Here is a 14,895-nt window from a genome sequence, read left to right on the forward strand (position 1 = left end):
CTGGCATGCGCGTGTGATCGTTGACGTTAGGTAAGTAAGGCTTAGTAGATGGATCGGACTGGACTTTTCGCTGGGGATAACCCGTTTCAGCTTGCCCAAGTGTGGCTGGACGAGGCAGAGGCGTCAGAGCCGAATGATCCCAATGCGATTGCGCTGGCAACGGTGGATGCCAGCGGCCTGCCGAATGTGCGGATGGTGCTTCTGAAGGAAATCGAGACCGAGGCGCCCGGCGGATTCGTTTTCTATACAAACTACGAAAGCGCGAAGGGGCAGGAACTGGCGGCCAATGCGCAGGCGGCCTTTGTCATGCACTGGAAGTCGCTTAGGCGGCAGATTCGTGTCCGCGGCCATGTGACCCGTGAGGAGGGGCCGCAGGCCGATGCCTATTACGCAAGCCGAAGCCTGCAATCGCGGCTTGGCGCATGGGCTTCGCGACAAAGCCGACCGCTTGGCTCACGTGCGGCACTTATGGCCGAAGTGGCCAAGGTGACCGCGCTGAAAGGACCCAATCCGGCACGCCCGCCGTTCTGGGGTGGGTTCCGTATCAGCCCTGTCGAGATCGAGTTCTGGTCCGACGGGGCGTTCCGGCTGCATGACAGGTTCTGCTGGCGCCGCGAAAGCCAGCAGCATCCATGGAAAGTTGAACGACTAAGCCCTTGATTTATGCGCGTCGTGAGGTTTCGGACGGAAATGAGTAAGGATTTTCGCTTGAACACGCTTAACGATTGGCAGAAGGAAATGGTTGAAGGGTCAAACTGGGGAACGGCTCTGAGATGTCAGACGAAAACGTCGCCGCGCCACGAAAGGTGCACGGCAAGGTAAAATGGTTCGATCCGGCCAAAGGGTTCGGATTCGTGGTCGGGGATGAAGGGGGTTCCGACATCCTCTTGCATGCCAATGTCTTGCGGAACTACGGCCAAAGCTCGGTCGCCGATGGCACCGGCATATCCATCATGGTGCAACAAACGCAGCGCGGCGTGCAGGCGGTCGAGGTGCTTTCGATCGAGCCGCCGACCGGCACGCCCTTTCCGCTGGGCGAGGATCAGGGGCTGGCCACCCCCGAAGAGATCGCGGCCCGGCCACTGGAGCCTGCGCGCGTCAAGTGGTTCGACAAATCGAAGGGATTTGGGTTTGCCAACGTCTTTGGTCGCCCGGAAGACGTCTTCATCCATGTCGAGGTGCTGCGGATGTCGGGCTTTGCCGATCTGGCGGCGGGCGAGGCTGTCTGCCTGCGCATCATAGAGGGCAAGCGCGGTCGTATGGCTGTGCAGGTTGTCTCGTGGGAGGCCGCGGCGCGGCCATGACGGGAATGCAGTCGTGGTGTCTGGCCCTTGTGCTGTCGTGTCATGCGGCCATTGCCGGGGCTGACGCCGCCTGCGACGCGTCGCGGGTAGATCTGCGCGGACCCTCGGGCCGGGCGCAGTTTTCCGTTGAGGTGGTCGACACACCCGCCGAGCGCGCCCGCGGTCTGATGTTCCGCGAGGACATGGCCCGATCCGCAGGCATGCTTTTTGTCTATGAGGCGCCGCAAGCGGCCGTCTTCTGGATGGAGAACACGCTGATCCCGCTCGACATGATCTTTGCCGATGCATCGGGCAGGGTGACGCATGTCCACTCTGATGCCCGCCCGCTTGATCGCACGCCAATCGATGGAGGCGAGGGGGTACAATTCGTGCTGGAGGTGAACGGCGGCCTTGCCGCCCGCCTTGGAATCGGGCCGGGGGCCGAGATGCGGCACCCCGCAATTCCCTCGGACTCCGCCGTCTGGCCCTGCACGCCCTAGAGCCTGGGCAAGGTTCATCGGCCTTTCTGCCGTTTGGGGCTTTTCAACGCGCCAACCTGCGGTTAGAGAGGCGCCAGTCGGGGCGTAGCGCAGCCTGGTAGCGCGACGGTTTTGGGTACCGTAGGTCGCGAGTTCGAATCCCGCCGCCCCGACCATCAGACTCTCAATCAATTCATTGACTTTTGCGGCTCTCCGGCCCTGCGGGATGGCGCGGCTGACGTTCTGGCATGCGGATTTGCGACTAGCATGGCTGCATATCTACATACCGCCGCACCCTTTGCCGTTGTATGGCGAACTGCAATTTCCATTTACGGATCCCCAAAGTTGTTCAACGACGGAAGATGGTTTGAGTAACGATATCGGCAGGGCTTCCAATCTCTTTGGGTATTGCTTTCAGCGTACGATTGGGTGCCGCGATTGGAGATCCTAGATGATCAGGACTGCTACAACAGTTGCGATGTGCCTGCTGCACTGCGTCTTGGTATTCGTGGCCTATGACATAAGGTGGGAAAGCGATCTGCCAACTAGGGTACTCATCTCATCCGCAATCATGGTGAACATGATCGCGTGCCTGTTGCTCAACTTCAGATACATGCGAGGCGTGAACAGTGATGCGTCAACAAAGGGGCGCGCTCTGGAGTTTGCGATTTTTGCGGCGATTTTCGGGCTCTCGGTGTACTCGGAAATTATTCTTTTGTTCGTTAACGAAACCGGTATTAAGGGTAGCCTTATTCCGCTGTTCCTGTTTTTGGCGCTGCCTGCCCAAATGGTCTACTACGCGATCACACTCCGCAAGAACAGGAAGCACGGGAGTGGTTGAAGGTGGTCCTCGGGCCACCTTCGTCGATTGGCGTCGTCGAATAGAGATGACTCGGTGTTAACCGCGTGGCGATGTTGTCGCCGCCCGATAGCGCGCCCTTTTGGGTTTCCCCTCATGCGCGGTCCTTGCGGTTTCCGCATGCACGATCCGACATTTGTCGTATGCTGGCGCCGGGGCCGCTCTGGCGGCGGGACGACAGGGAACATGACGTCATGACATCTTCGACGATACGCAGCACGCGCGGGCGCGGCCGACTGTTTGACAGCATCCTCGACACGGTCGGCGATACGCCGGTCATCCGCATCAACAACCTCGCCCCCGAAGGCGTGCGCCTGTATGTGAAGGCGGAATTCTTCAACCCCGCAGCCTCGGTCAAGGACCGGCTCGCGCTGAATATCATCGAGGCGGCCGAACGGTCGGGAAAGCTCAAGCCCGGACAGACCGTGGTTGAGGCCACAAGCGGCAATACCGGCATCGGGCTTGCCATGGTCTGCGCGCAGAAGGGCTATCCGCTGGTCATCACCATGGCGGAAAGCTTTTCGGTCGAGCGGCGGCGCCTGATGCGGCTTCTTGGGGCGAAGGTCATCCTGACGCCGCGCGCGCAGAAAGCGACAGGCATGTACAATAAGGCGGTGGAACTTGCCGAGAAGAACGGCTGGTTCCTTGCGCGCCAGTTCGAGACCGAGGCGAACGCCGACATTCATGAAAGCACGACCGCACAAGAGATCCTGAACGATTTTGCCGGCGACCGTCTGGACTATCTGGTAACCGGCTACGGCACCGGGGGCACTGTCACTGGCCTTGCACGCGTCTTGCGCAAGGCCCGTCCCGAAACGCGGATCGTGCTGACTGAGCCTGCCAACGCGGCGCTTGTCTCCAGCGGCATTGCGCAGCCGCGACTTGAGAATGGCTCACCCGCCAGCGCCCATCCGGCGTTTGAGCCGCATCCGATTCAGGGCTGGACCCCGGACTTCATCCCGCTGGTGCTTCAAGAGTGCCTCGACAACGGCGGGTTTGACGAGATGATCCCCGTGGCTGGTGCCGATGGCATCGCATGGGCGCGCAAGCTGGCCGCGCAAGAGGGGATCCTGACGGGCATTTCCGGCGGGTCGACCTTTGCGGTGGCGATGCAGGTCGCGCAACGGGCGGAACCCGGCTCTGTCATCCTTGCGATGCTGCCGGACACGGGCGAGCGCTACCTTTCGACGCCGCTGTTTCAGGATATCGCCGACGATATGGATGAGGAAGAGCGCGCCCTGTCGCTCTCGACGCCCGGGTATCAACTGGGCTGAGGGAAAGTGTCATGGTGCCTGCGCCCTCGCGAATCGAGTTTCGCGCTGGCGCAGGCAATGTGCAGACAGGGTTGGCCGGTGGCGTCATTTTAGCCTGATCGGTCGTTATCGGCGCTTAGCTCTGGTGATGGGTCGCTTTTTTCCCGGTCATCCGTGCCAGCGTCGTTGAAGGTTAAACCTTGGACATCGGCGTTGCATTGTGCCGGACCTTCCGCTTTAGTCGGACCAAGACAAGTGCAGGAACACCTGCCGCAACACGGGGAGAACGGGGTGACGACAGCAGCCCGAAACGACGGTTTCGTCGTATTTGATCGCGTTCAAAAGAGCTACGATGGCGTTTCTCTGGTGGTGAAGGACTTGAACCTTTCCATCGGAAAAGGCGAGTTCCTGACCATGCTTGGCCCCTCAGGGTCGGGCAAGACGACCTGTCTGATGATGCTGGCGGGGTTTGAGACCGCGACCAACGGCGAAATCAGGCTGGATGGCCGCAATATCAATCTGGTGCCGCCGCACAAGCGCGGCATCGGCATGGTGTTCCAGAACTACGCCCTGTTCCCGCACATGACCGTGGGTGAGAACCTTGCCTTCCCGCTGGAAGTGCGTGGCATGGGCAAAGACGAGCGCGAAGCCAAGATCAAGCGCGCGCTCGACATGGTTCAGATGGGGGCATTTGCCAACCGCCGGCCTGCGCAGCTTTCGGGCGGTCAGCAACAGCGGATCGCACTGGCCCGCGCGCTTGTGTTCGATCCGGCGCTCGTCCTGATGGACGAACCGCTTGGCGCTCTCGACAAGCAATTGCGCGAGCATATGCAGTTCGAGATCAAGCACCTGCATGAAAGCCTTGGCATCACGGTCGTTTACGTCACCCACGACCAGGGCGAAGCTCTGACGATGAGCGACCGTGTCGCGGTCTTCAACGATGGCAAGATCCAGCAGCTTGCGCCGCCCGCCGATCTTTACGAACGCCCCGACAACAGCTTTGTCGCGCAGTTCATCGGTGAGAACAACAAGCTGCCCGGAACGATCGAAGAGCTTTCAGGCGACAAGGCCTTGGTGCGTCTGGCCACGGGCGAGCTGATCGACGCGACGCCGGTGAACGTGACCAGCAAGGGCCAGCAGACGCTTGTGTCGATCCGGCCCGAACGGGTGGAGTTTAAGCCCGAGATGATGCCGCCGGGCGCCCATATGATCGACGCCACGGTGCTCGAGGTCATCTACATGGGTGACATCCTGCGCGTGCGGTTGCGCGTGGCCGGGGCTGACGACTTTGTCATGAAGATGCGCAACACGCTTGGCCAGACCAAGCTGACGCCGGGCCAGAACATCAAGATCGGCTGGCACCCCGCTGATGCACGGGCGCTTGACCTGAACTGATCAACCAAGGCGCGCGCGCCTTGGACTGCCGCAGGGACACGGCACCAAAAAAGAAGTCCTGAAAAACCAAGAAAGACCGGGAGTCGTCAGAGTGAAGAAGATTTGCGTCCGATCCACTGCAAGGTGCACCCCGGTCTCTGCCGCCTGGCTCGCGGCCAATTGACCCCGCCGGGGCAGGGGATTTCCCGGCCCCGTTCGCTGAACCGCCCGGCTTTGAAACAAGGCCAGACCGCATGGAGCGACGATGAGCGATGCAACCTCGCAACTAACCACCGCAGACGGCCGACCGCTTAAGGCGGCATTGGCCACGGCACAGGCGCGCGCCAGACGAAAGGCTTTCTTCCTCGTCGCGCCGCTGCTGCTGTTCGTGCTGATCACCTTTATCTTGCCGATCGGGCAGATGCTGACGCGCTCGCTCTATCACGACGGGTTCTCAGCGGTGACCCCGAACCTCGGCCAATGGTTTGCCGCCAACCCTGAGGGGACAGAGCCTGACGAGGCTGCCTTCGCCGCACTTGCTGCCGATCTGGCGAAGATGAAGGCCGACAAGACCGCCGGTGAGGCAGGGACGCGGATGAACTACACCGTGCCCGGAACGCGCTCGCTCTTCACCTCGACCGCGCGCGGCGCCGACAAGTTGCAGCCCCCCTTCAAGGAGGCGCTTCTGGCCGAGGACAAGAAATGGGGCGATCCCATCATCTGGGCGTCGATGCGCGCGGCCTCGTCGCCCTGGACGACGGATTTCTATCTGATCGCAACCGACCGCCAGCGCACCGCCGACGGTGGCATCGAGAAGGTGCCCGAGAATGAGCGGATCTACCTCTGGCTCTTTGGAAAGACCTTCGTTCTGTCGGGCCTGATCACCTTCATCTGCCTGCTTCTGGCCTTCCCGATCGCGCATTTGCTGGCGACGCTGCCGATGGCCAAGGCGAACCTGCTGATGATCCTTGTCCTGCTGCCGTTCTGGACCTCGCTTCTGGTGCGGACGACAAGCTGGATCGTGCTGCTGCAGGGACAGGGTGTGGTCAACAACATCCTGGTTTCGCTTGGCATTGTCGGCGACGATGGGCGACTGGCAATGATCTACAACCAGACCGGCACGATCATCGTGATGACGCATATCCTGCTGCCGTTCATGGTTCTGCCGCTCTACTCGGTCATGCGGACGATCAAGCCGACCTACGCCCGTGCGGCACGCAGCCTTGGCGCGACCAGCTGGACCACCTTCCGCCGCATCTACCTGCCGCTGACGCTGCCGGGGATCGGGGCAGGGGCACTCCTCGTCTTCATCCTTGCGGTGGGCTACTACATCACCCCGGCGCTGGTCGGCGGTGCTGATGGTCAGCTGATCTCGAACCTGATCCAGTTCCATATGTCGAAATCGAACTGGTCACTGGCGGCGGCGCTGTCGGGGATGCTGCTTGCGGGCGTGCTGGTGCTCTACTGGCTCTATGACCGCCTGATCGGCATCGACAAACTGAAACTGGGCTGAGGCGCGTGCCCCGCGCCCCCTCAACTTCAACCTGATCCAACGACTCCGGGGGACCGGGGGGCCGCGCCCAAGGCACCTGTCCCCAGACCCCCGGCTGAAGGAGAGACCAATGGCCCTTCCCGTCTACGCCGACCCGCTGGAACGTGTGTGGTACTACACCTATCACGCGATCTGCGTGGCGATCTTCATCTTCCTGATCGCGCCGATCCTGATCGTCATCCCGCTCAGCTTCAACGCCGAGCCTTACTTCACCTTCACGCCAAAAATGCTGCGCCTTGATCCCGAGGGGTTCAGCCTGCGCTGGTATGACCTGCTTCTGACCTTCGGCATGGCCGCCCCTGATGGGGTGCGCGATTCCAGCTGGTGGGCAGATGTGTGGCAGAACGCAACCTGGGTGAAAGCCGCCAAGAACTCGATCATCATCGGCTTCTGGTCGACGATCGTGGCGACCGTTCTGGGCACCCTTGCGGCACTTGGTCTGGCGCGCAGCGAGATGCCCTTCCGCCGCACGATCATGGCGATCCTGATCTCGCCGATGATCGTCCCGATCATCATCATCGCGACGGGGCTGTTCTTCTTCTATTCGAACCCCTGCTCGATCCTTGGCACAGAATGCGGCCGGCTGACCTCGACCTACACGGGGGTCGTTCTGGCGCACGCGACGCTGGGCATTCCCTTCGTGATCATCACGGTGACTGCCACGCTGATCGGATTTGACCAGTCGCTCAGCCGTGCGGCGGCCAGCCTTGGGGCATCGCCGTCCTACACCTTCTTCAAGATCGTTCTGCCATTGATCTTGCCGGGTGTGATTTCGGGTGCGCTCTTCGCCTTCGTCACCTCGTTCGACGAGGTTGTTGCGGTGCTGTTCATCGCAGGCCCCGATCAGCAGACCATCCCGCGCCAGATGTGGAATGGCATCCGCGAACAGATCAGCCCGGCCATCCTGTCGGTCGCGACGATCCTCGTGCTGATCTCGATCTCGCTTCTGGCCACGGTCGAGCTGCTGCGCCGTCGGTCGGAACGCATCCGGGGCGTGACGCCGCAGTAAGCGGGCGGGACGCAACGACAAACGGAAACGGGGGGCCAAGTGCCCCCCGTTTGCATGTCTGGTGTCCTGATGTCAGGGCAGGATGTGCAACCACATCCAGATCGTTCCAATCGAGGCGAGTGTTGCCAGCAGCACCGCCGAGGCTGCGACCCGCTTGGCCACGCCATAGGCATTGGCGAAGAGATAGGCGTTAACCCCCGGAGCCATCGACGCCGTCACGACCGCCGAGCGGAGCTGGTCTGTCGAGAGATCGAAGACCATGGTCCCCAAGGTCCAGGCGATCGCCGGGTGCACAAGGATCGACAGCGCCATCACCATGCCGATGGCGCGCCCGTCACCCTCAGGGCGCAGGCGCAGCAGCACCCCGCCCAACCCGAACAGCGCGCAGGGAATGGCCGCGCCCGAGATGATCTTCATCGCGTCCCAGACGAAACCGGGCAGGGGGTTTCCGGTCAGGTTGATCGCAAAGCCTGCAGTGATGCCGACGACCATCGGCTGCGTGACGATCGCCCGCCCGACTTGTGCCGCGATCTGACCGCCCGGCAGACCCCGACCATGGCTGCGCACAAGCTCCATCGTCACGATACCGATTGCATAGAGCAGGGGCGAGTGGATCGAGATGATTGCGAAGTTTGCCGCCAGGGCATCAGGTCCAAAGGCGCGCTCGGTGATTGGCACGCCAAGCAGCAACGAGTTCGAAAACATCGCGGCAAAGCCGATGGCGACCGCATCCTGTCCGGGCCGTCCCAGAAGGCGCGCGCCCAGAATGGCAAGGCCAAAGCTGGCAAGGGCGCCTGCGTAAAAGCTGATGAACAGGCCCATATCGTAGCTTGCGCCCAGATCGAGCCGTCCGATGCTCTGCGCAAGTAGCACCGGCACTGCGATGCCCTGTGCAAAGCGCATCAGGGAGTCCACCATATTGTCGGTCATCAGGCCGCGCTGTGCTGCAAACCAGCCTGCGGCGATCACCAGAAAGACCGGCAGGATGACGTCAAAGGCGACCGTCATACCCGGGCCGGGGCCGGAAGCTCTAGCACCATGCCATCGAATGCGGGCTCGATCCCTGCCGGTAGCTCGGCCGAGAGGGTGGCATGGTCCAGATCGTTGTGCATGTTGGTCAGGATCGACCGCGCGGGCTTGCACCGGTCGATCCAGCCCAGTGTCATGTCGAGATGTGCGTGGGTCGGATGCGGCTTGCGCCGCAGCGCATCGATGACAAAGAGGTCCAGCCCCTCGAGCATGGGCCAGCTTTCCGCCGGGATCGCCACCGCGTCGGGCAGATAGGCAAGGCCCGCGATACGGAAACCAAGCGCATCGATCGTGCCATGATTGGCGAGGAACGGATGCAGCGTCACCGGCCCGCCGGCGCCTTCGATGGTGAAGGGGCCATCGATGGTGTGCAGATCAAGGATCGGCGGATAGGGCGAGCCTTCGGGCTGCACGAAGGCATAGGCGAAGCGGTCGATCAGTGCGCCCTGTGTGGGGCCATCCGCCCAGACGGCAAGGCGGCGCCGGATGTTGAAGACCACCTGCCGCAGGTCGTCAATCCCGTGGGTGTGGTCGGCATGGGCATGTGTAAACGCAACCGCATCCAGCGTGCCGACGCCTGCGTCAAGCAGCTGTTCCCGCATATCGGGAGAGGTGTCGATCAGTACCCGCGTCACGCCGTCGCCGCCAATGCGTTCGACGAGCATCGAACAGCGGCGGCGGCGGTTCTTCGGGTTCGACGGATCGCATGCGCCCCAATCGCCGCCAAGGCGCGGCACGCCGCCTGACGACCCGCAGCCAAGGATGGTAAAGCGCAGCATCAGATCACCTCGGCCTTGATGCGAGCCTTGGTGAACAGCCGGTCAAAGTTCGCGGTCGTGGCCGCCGCAAAATCCGCCACGTCAAGGCCGAAGATCGCAGCGCCCGTCCGGGCCGTGAAGGCCGTATAGGCCGGCTCGTTCCGTTTGCCGCGATAGGGCACCGGCGCCAGATAGGGGCTGTCGGTCTCCAGCAGGATCCGGTCCAGCGGCGCGGCGGCAAAGATGTCGCGCAGTTCCTGACTTTTGGGGAATGTCGCGATGCCCGACATGGACAGGTAGAACCCCAGATCCAGCGCTGCACGCGCCAGCTCTGCCGTCGAGGAAAAGCAGTGCATCACGCAGGAATAGGGTCGCGCGCGGTAGCCTTCGGTCAGGATGCGAGCCATGTCGTCATCCGCCGCGCGGGCGTGGATGATCAACGGCAGTCCCGTTTCCTGCGCGGCCTGAATATGGATGCGCAGCGAGGTCTTCTGCACCTCGGCGCTGTCGGCGGTATAGTGATAGTCAAGCCCGCTTTCCCCGATGCCCACGAACTTCGGGTGGCGCGACAGGGCGATCAGCTGATCCACTGTGGCCAGCGGCTCTTCCGCCGCGCTCATCGGGTGGGTGCCAGCGGCGAAGAACACGCCCTCATGCGCCTCGGCAATGGCGCGGACGGCGGGTTCGTTCCGAAGGCGCGTGCAGATGGTCACCATGCGACGCACGCCCGCCGTATGGGCCGAGGCGATAATGCGCGGCAGCTCGCCCTCGAAATCCGGAAAGTCGAGATGGCAATGGCTGTCCACCAGTTCGGGCAGCGCAGCGTGCGGTATCGGGGCGTCTGGCGGGGTCATGCGTCACCTGGCGGCGAGCGTGGCCGCAGTCTGTTCGATCTGGAGGAACATATCCATGAGAAGTGCAGCAGGGTCAAGGTTGACCGCCTTGCCGCGCCTGGCCCGCGCCGACAGGCTTTGCGCCAGATCCGCCCATGCGCGGGCGGCCCAGGGATCGGGCGACAGGCGGGCGATCGTGTCGGCTTCGCCCGGCGTTGCCTCTGGCGGCAGCTGGCCCAGAGTGCCCGCCCGCGCGAGCCGCGCCAGTGCCAGATCAAGCAGCGTGACCGCCAGATCGAAGCGCGCCTCGTTGCCCTTGCCAGCCCCCATCTCCGAGATCGCAAGCAGCTTACGCCGATCCATCCGGGGCAGTTCCGCGAAAAGCCCGATCAGATCACCGTAAAGCTCCAGCCCGTCGAGCTGGGCGATCCGGATCGCCTCGCCAACCGAACCACCGGCAAGCTCGGCCATCGCTTGCGGGTCGGTAACCTCGGTTCCGGCCTGCGCCAGCGCCGCAGCCATCTCATGCGGGTGCAGCGCTGACAGACGCAGTTCCCGACAGCGCGACCTGATCGTCGGCAGAAGGGCAGAGGGCTGGTGCGCAATTAGAAAGAAGGTCACACCTGCGGGTGGCTCTTCCAGCAGCTTCAATAGCGCATTGGCGGCGTTGGTGTTCAGCTCGTCCGCGCTGTCAACGATCGCCACACGGCGCCCACCGTCCGCGGCGGAAAGCGCGAAATACTCTTTCAGCTTGCGAACCTCCTTGACGAGGATCTCTTGTGAGGGCTGCGTGTCCTTGTCGTTCAGTCCGCGCCGCAGAAGATAGAGGCGGGGCTCGGACAGCGCGGCCAGGCGCCGGGCAACCGGATGGTCGTCGGGAATGTCGAGCGACGTTGGCGGGGGCGGGGCGAACATGCCGCCATCGTCGGCAGGCGTTGCCAGCAGAAACCGCGCCAGCCGCCAGGCAAGTGTCGCCTTGCCCAAGCCTCGCGGGCCAGTGATCATCCAGCCATGATGCAGCCTGCCCGCGGTGTAGCTGGCCAGAAACTCGGCCTGCGCGGCCTCATGCCCAAACAAATGCGCGGTCTCGCGCGGGTGGGGGGCGCCTTCGATCCGGTCGGGCTCGGGGAAATCGGCCAGATAAACCGAGGGCATCTAGAGCCCCAGATGGGTGCGGGCGGCGGCCAGAACGTCGGCGGCCACTGCGTCAGGCGCGCGCGCGCCATCGATCACCCGAAAGCGCGACGGATAGCGGGCGGCAAGGTCCAGAAATCCTGTCCGCATTCGCCGTTGCAGATCCAGCCCCATATCCTCGAACCGCTGCTCGTGCCCTTTGCGGGCGACCGCGCGGGACAGGCCCACCTCGGGGTCGATATCGATGAGCAGCGTCAGATCAGGCTCCACCCCGATCATCAGCGCGTGCAGCGCATCGACCGTGGCCGCCAGATCGCCGCGCGAGATGCCCTGATACATCCGGCTGCTGTCGGCGAAACGGTCGGTGATCACCACCTCGCCACGTTCCAGGGCAGGGCGGATGGTCTTTTCCAGATGGTCCCGCCGCGCGGCGGTGAAAAGCAGAAGCTCGGTCTCGGGCGACCAGCGGTCAGGCGCGCCCTCAAGCACAAGGCGGCGGATCTCTTCCGCGCCGGGGCTGCCGCCGGGTTCGCGCGTCAGGGTCACATCCCGGCCCAATTGGCGCAAGGCATCAGCCAGACGCCGCGCCTGCGTGCTTTTGCCCGAACCGTCGATCCCCTCGAAACTGATGAACCCGCCTGGCATTCCGTGGCCGTCAGGTTGCCGGAGCGTCGGCAGGGAAGAAGCGCTGCATCAGCACCTGCGCCGCCGTCATCAGCTTTTTCGTGAACCCACCGGCAGGAACATCGGCCTCCGCCTCAAGTGCAATACGCGAGTCCGGCAGACCGGGGATGCGCACCACCAGCTCGGCGATCTGATCACCCTTGGCGATCGGGGCCTTCAGCGGACCGGCATAGACCACCTCGGCGGTCATCTTGCCGGCGGCACCTGCGGGGATCAGTCGCTCTACATCCTGCGCGGGGACAAGCCCGACGGTATCTGCGGCGCCCATCCAGACTTCGGCCTCGGCCACGCGCTGACCACCCTTGGCGAGCGTCTTCATGGCGAACTCACGGAAGGCCCAGTTGGCGATCCGTTCGCTTTCCTCGGCCCGCGCCTGTTCGGATGAGAGGCCCGCGATGACAAAGACGATCCGTCGCCCACCGTCCTGTACGGCAGAGCCGACAAGGCCATAGCCTGCCTCCTGAGTGTGGCCGGTCTTCAGACCGTCTGCCTGCCAGTCGCCGCCCTGAATGCGCAACAGCGGATTCCGGTTGCGGCTATTTGCGGGAACGCGGCCCTGATAGCTGTATTCTTCCAGCGCGAAGTAAGGGTAGTAGTCGGGAAACTCTTCAATCAGCCGCACGGCCAGCAGACCGAGATCATGCGCGCTCATCCGGTGATCCGGGTCGGGCCAGCCCGAGGAGTTGCTGAAATGCGAGTTGTTCATGCCAAGTTCTTGCGCGCGCGCCGTCATCTTGCGGGCAAACTCGTCCTCGCTTCCGGCCATGCCTTCGGCCACAACGACACAGGCATCGTTGCCCGAGTTCACGATGATGCCATGGATCAACTCATCCACCGTGGGCCGGTCGTCCGGCTTTACGAACATCTTCGAGCCGCCCATTTTCCATGCCTTTTCAGACACGGCGAATGTGGTGTCCTTGTTGTAGCGGCCCTCGGCGAGCGCCTCGAACAGCATGTTCAGGGTCATCAGCTTGGACATCGAGGCGGGAGGGATCGGCGTCTGGGCGTTCTTGTCCATCAGCACGGTTCCGGTGGTGACATCATAGACCCAGGCGGCGGTGGCTTGCGTCTCAAACGACCAGACCGGCGTTGAAGTCAGGATCAGGGCGAGTGCAAGGCTGAAGCGGCGCAGCATGTTCGGTTCCTTCTGCCGGTTAGGCCGGGGCGTATCCCCGTCGCCGGGCGTGTTCAGTTGTTCTTGTAGGCGTCAGCAAAGCCAAGGCCCTTGACCTTGGCGAGCAGGGCATCGCCATCAGAGCCCGTCGCGGTGACAAGCCAGTAGTCCTTGCCATCCGTCTGGCCTTTGACTGTGGTCGCCGCAATTCCTGCATCGCCCAACATCTTGGCGGCTGCCTTTGCATTTGCCTCTTGCGAGAAGGTGCCGATACGCACGCTCTGCGCGCCTTTGGCGGGCGCCGCTTTTGCTGCCGGTGCCGCCTTGGCGGGCGCAGCCTGGGGCGCGGCGATCGGACGTTCTGCAATGGTGCCAGCCGGGATGGGTGCGCCGGCGGCCGGCGGTGCGGCCGCGGGTGCCGCGGCAGGCGCAGCGGGCGCTGGAGCTGCAGGCTTTGCGGGCGGCTTTGTCGTGGCAGGTGCAGCCTTCACTTCCGGCGCAGCCGCTGCAGCAGCGGCTGCCGTCGCGGCGGCAGGTGCGGTGGTCTCGGCCGGGGCTTCGGCGGCGGCTTCCTGACGCCTGAGCGCAGTCACGCTGACCTTGCCGGGTTGCCCGGCAAGCAGGCCGATTGCGGCGGCAGCGTCCGATGACAATTGCAGGCGCGGACCGGGAAGCTCGCGTTCACGGCGGAACAGGGCACCCACGACCGACTTGCCGTTCTCGGTGTTGCGGATGATGACCCGCTCGGGGTCCTTGGCCTCGGGCGCGGCAACCCAAACGCCGCCCAGCGAAGGACGACCGTCCCACAGCGCCATATCAGTTGTCTGGAATACCTCGGGCGCCTCGACTTCCTCGCCCTGTGACTTGGACTTGCCCAAGCCGAGCAGAGGCTTCGGAGCCGCGTCCGTCGGTGCATCCTTGTCGGATCCCGGCATGCATCCTGCAAGAAGGGTCGCCGCTAACCCCGCCAGAATCAGATGTCTGACCAGCCCACCTGCCATTCTTTGCCCCCTAGGGCGCGCGACTGGCGGCGCGCGCCGTTTGGAACCCGCGTCCGGGTCCATCTGCCTGTCATTTTGCCGAACAACCTGTCGTCCGGATATTGAGGGTATGATAACGACTGCCGTCACGAAGGAAAAGGGCACAGACCCGTGATCGGCGGGGTTGAGCCACCATCGCGCTCCTGTCTTGCCACCCAAGTGGCCGATACCCCGGATCGACCCTTGCACTGCAGCGATTGGAAGGCTAATCCACTCGGCACCGGAAGCGTGGCCGAGTGGTTGAAGGCTCCAGTCTTGAAAACTGGCGTACGGGGAACCGTATCGTGGGTTCGAATCCCACCGCTTCCGCCAAAAAATCTTCTCACATGACACAATTTCTGTAGATATCTCAACGATATGCCCGCTATTCCTCGGGGTGTCGAGAGTATCGCGTCTTGTTTTGCTCCGCAAATTGCTACACATTTTGCTCCACATGTGTTGATGGGGTGTCGATGTGGCGATCATGCGGCGGGGGAAGGGGCTGAGTCTGCGCA

At 63.1% G+C, this 14,895-nt stretch carries 15 protein-coding genes and 2 tRNA genes; 10 read left to right on the forward strand and 7 right to left on the reverse strand.

Annotation, left to right across the window (positions count from 1 at the left end):
• Nucleotides 1–48 precede the first annotated feature (48 nt).
• The 9 genes from pdxH (at nucleotide 49) to FQU74_RS11660 (ending at nucleotide 7,809) form a co-directional block, all read left to right on the forward strand.
• A complete protein-coding gene (gene pdxH / locus FQU74_RS11620; protein ID WP_146286621.1) occupies nucleotides 49–660 on the forward strand; it encodes a pyridoxamine 5'-phosphate oxidase in 612 nt (203 codons plus the stop codon).
• Between the two features lie 113 nt (nucleotides 661–773).
• Nucleotides 774–1,304 carry a cold-shock protein gene (locus FQU74_RS11625; protein WP_146286622.1) on the forward strand — a complete coding sequence of 177 codons (531 nt, stop codon included), beginning with the start codon at nucleotides 774–776 and terminating at the stop codon, nucleotides 1,302–1,304.
• Between the two features lie 5 nt (nucleotides 1,305–1,309).
• On the forward strand, nucleotides 1,310–1,783 hold the full coding sequence (locus tag FQU74_RS11630) for a DUF192 domain-containing protein (protein WP_146286664.1): 474 nt from the start codon (nucleotides 1,310–1,312) through the stop codon (nucleotides 1,781–1,783).
• Nucleotides 1,784–1,861: 78 nt separating this feature from the next.
• Nucleotides 1,862–1,938, forward strand: a tRNA-Pro gene (locus FQU74_RS11635).
• A gap of 395 nt (nucleotides 1,939–2,333) precedes the next feature.
• Nucleotides 2,334–2,603 carry a hypothetical protein gene (locus tag FQU74_RS11640; RefSeq protein ID WP_206665019.1) on the forward strand — a complete coding sequence of 90 codons (270 nt, stop codon included), beginning with the start codon at nucleotides 2,334–2,336 and terminating at the stop codon, nucleotides 2,601–2,603.
• Between the two features lie 212 nt (nucleotides 2,604–2,815).
• The gene (cysK, locus tag FQU74_RS11645) at nucleotides 2,816–3,895 is read left to right on the forward strand and encodes a cysteine synthase A (RefSeq protein WP_146286624.1); all 1,080 of its coding nucleotides are present in this window, start codon (nucleotides 2,816–2,818) and stop codon (nucleotides 3,893–3,895) included.
• 270 nt (nucleotides 3,896–4,165) lie between these two features.
• The gene (locus tag FQU74_RS11650; RefSeq protein ID WP_146286625.1) at nucleotides 4,166–5,269 is read left to right on the forward strand and encodes an ABC transporter ATP-binding protein; all 1,104 of its coding nucleotides are present in this window, start codon (nucleotides 4,166–4,168) and stop codon (nucleotides 5,267–5,269) included.
• Between the two features lie 244 nt (nucleotides 5,270–5,513).
• Nucleotides 5,514–6,761, forward strand: coding sequence for an ABC transporter permease (locus FQU74_RS11655; protein WP_146286626.1), 1,248 nt, complete (start codon nucleotides 5,514–5,516; stop codon nucleotides 6,759–6,761).
• A gap of 109 nt (nucleotides 6,762–6,870) precedes the next feature.
• Nucleotides 6,871–7,809, forward strand: a complete 939-nt coding sequence (locus tag FQU74_RS11660) for an ABC transporter permease (RefSeq protein ID WP_146286627.1) — start codon at nucleotides 6,871–6,873, stop codon at nucleotides 7,807–7,809.
• Between the two features lie 72 nt (nucleotides 7,810–7,881).
• Here the strand turns inward: FQU74_RS11660 and FQU74_RS11665 are convergent, their stop codons facing one another.
• Genes FQU74_RS11665 through FQU74_RS11695 form a run of 7 tightly spaced genes read right to left on the reverse strand, consistent with a single transcriptional unit; the run spans nucleotide 7,882 to nucleotide 14,296 of the window.
• Nucleotides 7,882–8,817: an AEC family transporter gene (locus FQU74_RS11665; protein WP_146286628.1), complete on the reverse strand. Its 936-nt coding sequence runs from the start codon at nucleotides 8,815–8,817 to the stop codon at nucleotides 7,882–7,884.
• A complete protein-coding gene (locus FQU74_RS11670) occupies nucleotides 8,814–9,617 on the reverse strand; it encodes an MBL fold metallo-hydrolase (RefSeq protein WP_146286629.1) in 804 nt (267 codons plus the stop codon). Before FQU74_RS11670 ends, FQU74_RS11665 begins: the two co-directional genes overlap by 4 nt.
• Nucleotides 9,617–10,450, reverse strand: coding sequence for a TatD family hydrolase (locus tag FQU74_RS11675; protein WP_146286630.1), 834 nt, complete (start codon nucleotides 10,448–10,450; stop codon nucleotides 9,617–9,619). The genes FQU74_RS11670 and FQU74_RS11675 overlap by 1 nt, the downstream gene beginning before the upstream one ends.
• Nucleotides 10,451–10,453: 3 nt before the next feature.
• Nucleotides 10,454–11,584: a DNA polymerase III subunit delta' gene (locus FQU74_RS11680; RefSeq protein ID WP_146286631.1), complete on the reverse strand. Its 1,131-nt coding sequence runs from the start codon at nucleotides 11,582–11,584 to the stop codon at nucleotides 10,454–10,456.
• Nucleotides 11,585–12,208 (reverse strand): dTMP kinase, encoded by a 624-nt coding sequence (gene tmk / locus FQU74_RS11685; RefSeq protein WP_146286632.1) that lies wholly within the window; start codon nucleotides 12,206–12,208, stop codon nucleotides 11,585–11,587. It abuts the gene before it with no gap.
• A 10-nt stretch (nucleotides 12,209–12,218) separates the two neighbouring features.
• Nucleotides 12,219–13,382 (reverse strand): D-alanyl-D-alanine carboxypeptidase family protein, encoded by a 1,164-nt coding sequence (locus FQU74_RS11690; protein ID WP_146286633.1) that lies wholly within the window; start codon nucleotides 13,380–13,382, stop codon nucleotides 12,219–12,221.
• Between the two features lie 53 nt (nucleotides 13,383–13,435).
• On the reverse strand, nucleotides 13,436–14,296 hold the full coding sequence (locus FQU74_RS11695) for an SPOR domain-containing protein (RefSeq protein ID WP_146286634.1): 861 nt from the start codon (nucleotides 14,294–14,296) through the stop codon (nucleotides 13,436–13,438).
• A gap of 327 nt (nucleotides 14,297–14,623) precedes the next feature.
• Here FQU74_RS11695 and FQU74_RS11700 point away from each other — a divergent pair.
• A tRNA-Ser gene (locus FQU74_RS11700) sits at nucleotides 14,624–14,713 on the forward strand.
• Nucleotides 14,714–14,895: the final 182 nt, after the last annotated feature.

The organism is Gemmobacter aquaticus (assembly GCF_007859075.1).
In the GTDB taxonomy this organism is placed as follows: Bacteria; Pseudomonadota; Alphaproteobacteria; order Rhodobacterales; family Rhodobacteraceae; genus Gemmobacter; species Gemmobacter aquaticus.

Coding starts and splice junctions, on each gene's coding strand:
- pdxH (WP_146286621.1), top strand. CDS start 49: ATGGATCGGACTGGACTTTTCGCTGGGGATAACCCGTTTCAGCTTGCC.
- FQU74_RS11625 (WP_146286622.1), top strand. CDS start 774: ATGTCAGACGAAAACGTCGCCGCGCCACGAAAGGTGCACGGCAAGGTA.
- FQU74_RS11630 (WP_146286664.1), top strand. CDS start 1,310: ATGCAGTCGTGGTGTCTGGCCCTTGTGCTGTCGTGTCATGCGGCCATT.
- FQU74_RS11640 (WP_206665019.1), top strand. CDS start 2,334: ATGGTGAACATGATCGCGTGCCTGTTGCTCAACTTCAGATACATGCGA.
- cysK (WP_146286624.1), top strand. CDS start 2,816: ATGACATCTTCGACGATACGCAGCACGCGCGGGCGCGGCCGACTGTTT.
- FQU74_RS11655 (WP_146286626.1), top strand. CDS start 5,514: ATGAGCGATGCAACCTCGCAACTAACCACCGCAGACGGCCGACCGCTT.
- FQU74_RS11660 (WP_146286627.1), top strand. CDS start 6,871: ATGGCCCTTCCCGTCTACGCCGACCCGCTGGAACGTGTGTGGTACTAC.
- FQU74_RS11665 (WP_146286628.1), bottom strand. CDS start 8,817: ATGACGGTCGCCTTTGACGTCATCCTGCCGGTCTTTCTGGTGATCGCC.
- FQU74_RS11670 (WP_146286629.1), bottom strand. CDS start 9,617: ATGCTGCGCTTTACCATCCTTGGCTGCGGGTCGTCAGGCGGCGTGCCG.
- FQU74_RS11675 (WP_146286630.1), bottom strand. CDS start 10,450: ATGACCCCGCCAGACGCCCCGATACCGCACGCTGCGCTGCCCGAACTG.
- FQU74_RS11680 (WP_146286631.1), bottom strand. CDS start 11,584: ATGCCCTCGGTTTATCTGGCCGATTTCCCCGAGCCCGACCGGATCGAA.
- tmk (WP_146286632.1), bottom strand. CDS start 12,208: ATGCCAGGCGGGTTCATCAGTTTCGAGGGGATCGACGGTTCGGGCAAA.
- FQU74_RS11690 (WP_146286633.1), bottom strand. CDS start 13,382: ATGCTGCGCCGCTTCAGCCTTGCACTCGCCCTGATCCTGACTTCAACG.
- FQU74_RS11695 (WP_146286634.1), bottom strand. CDS start 14,296: ATGCCGGGATCCGACAAGGATGCACCGACGGACGCGGCTCCGAAGCCT.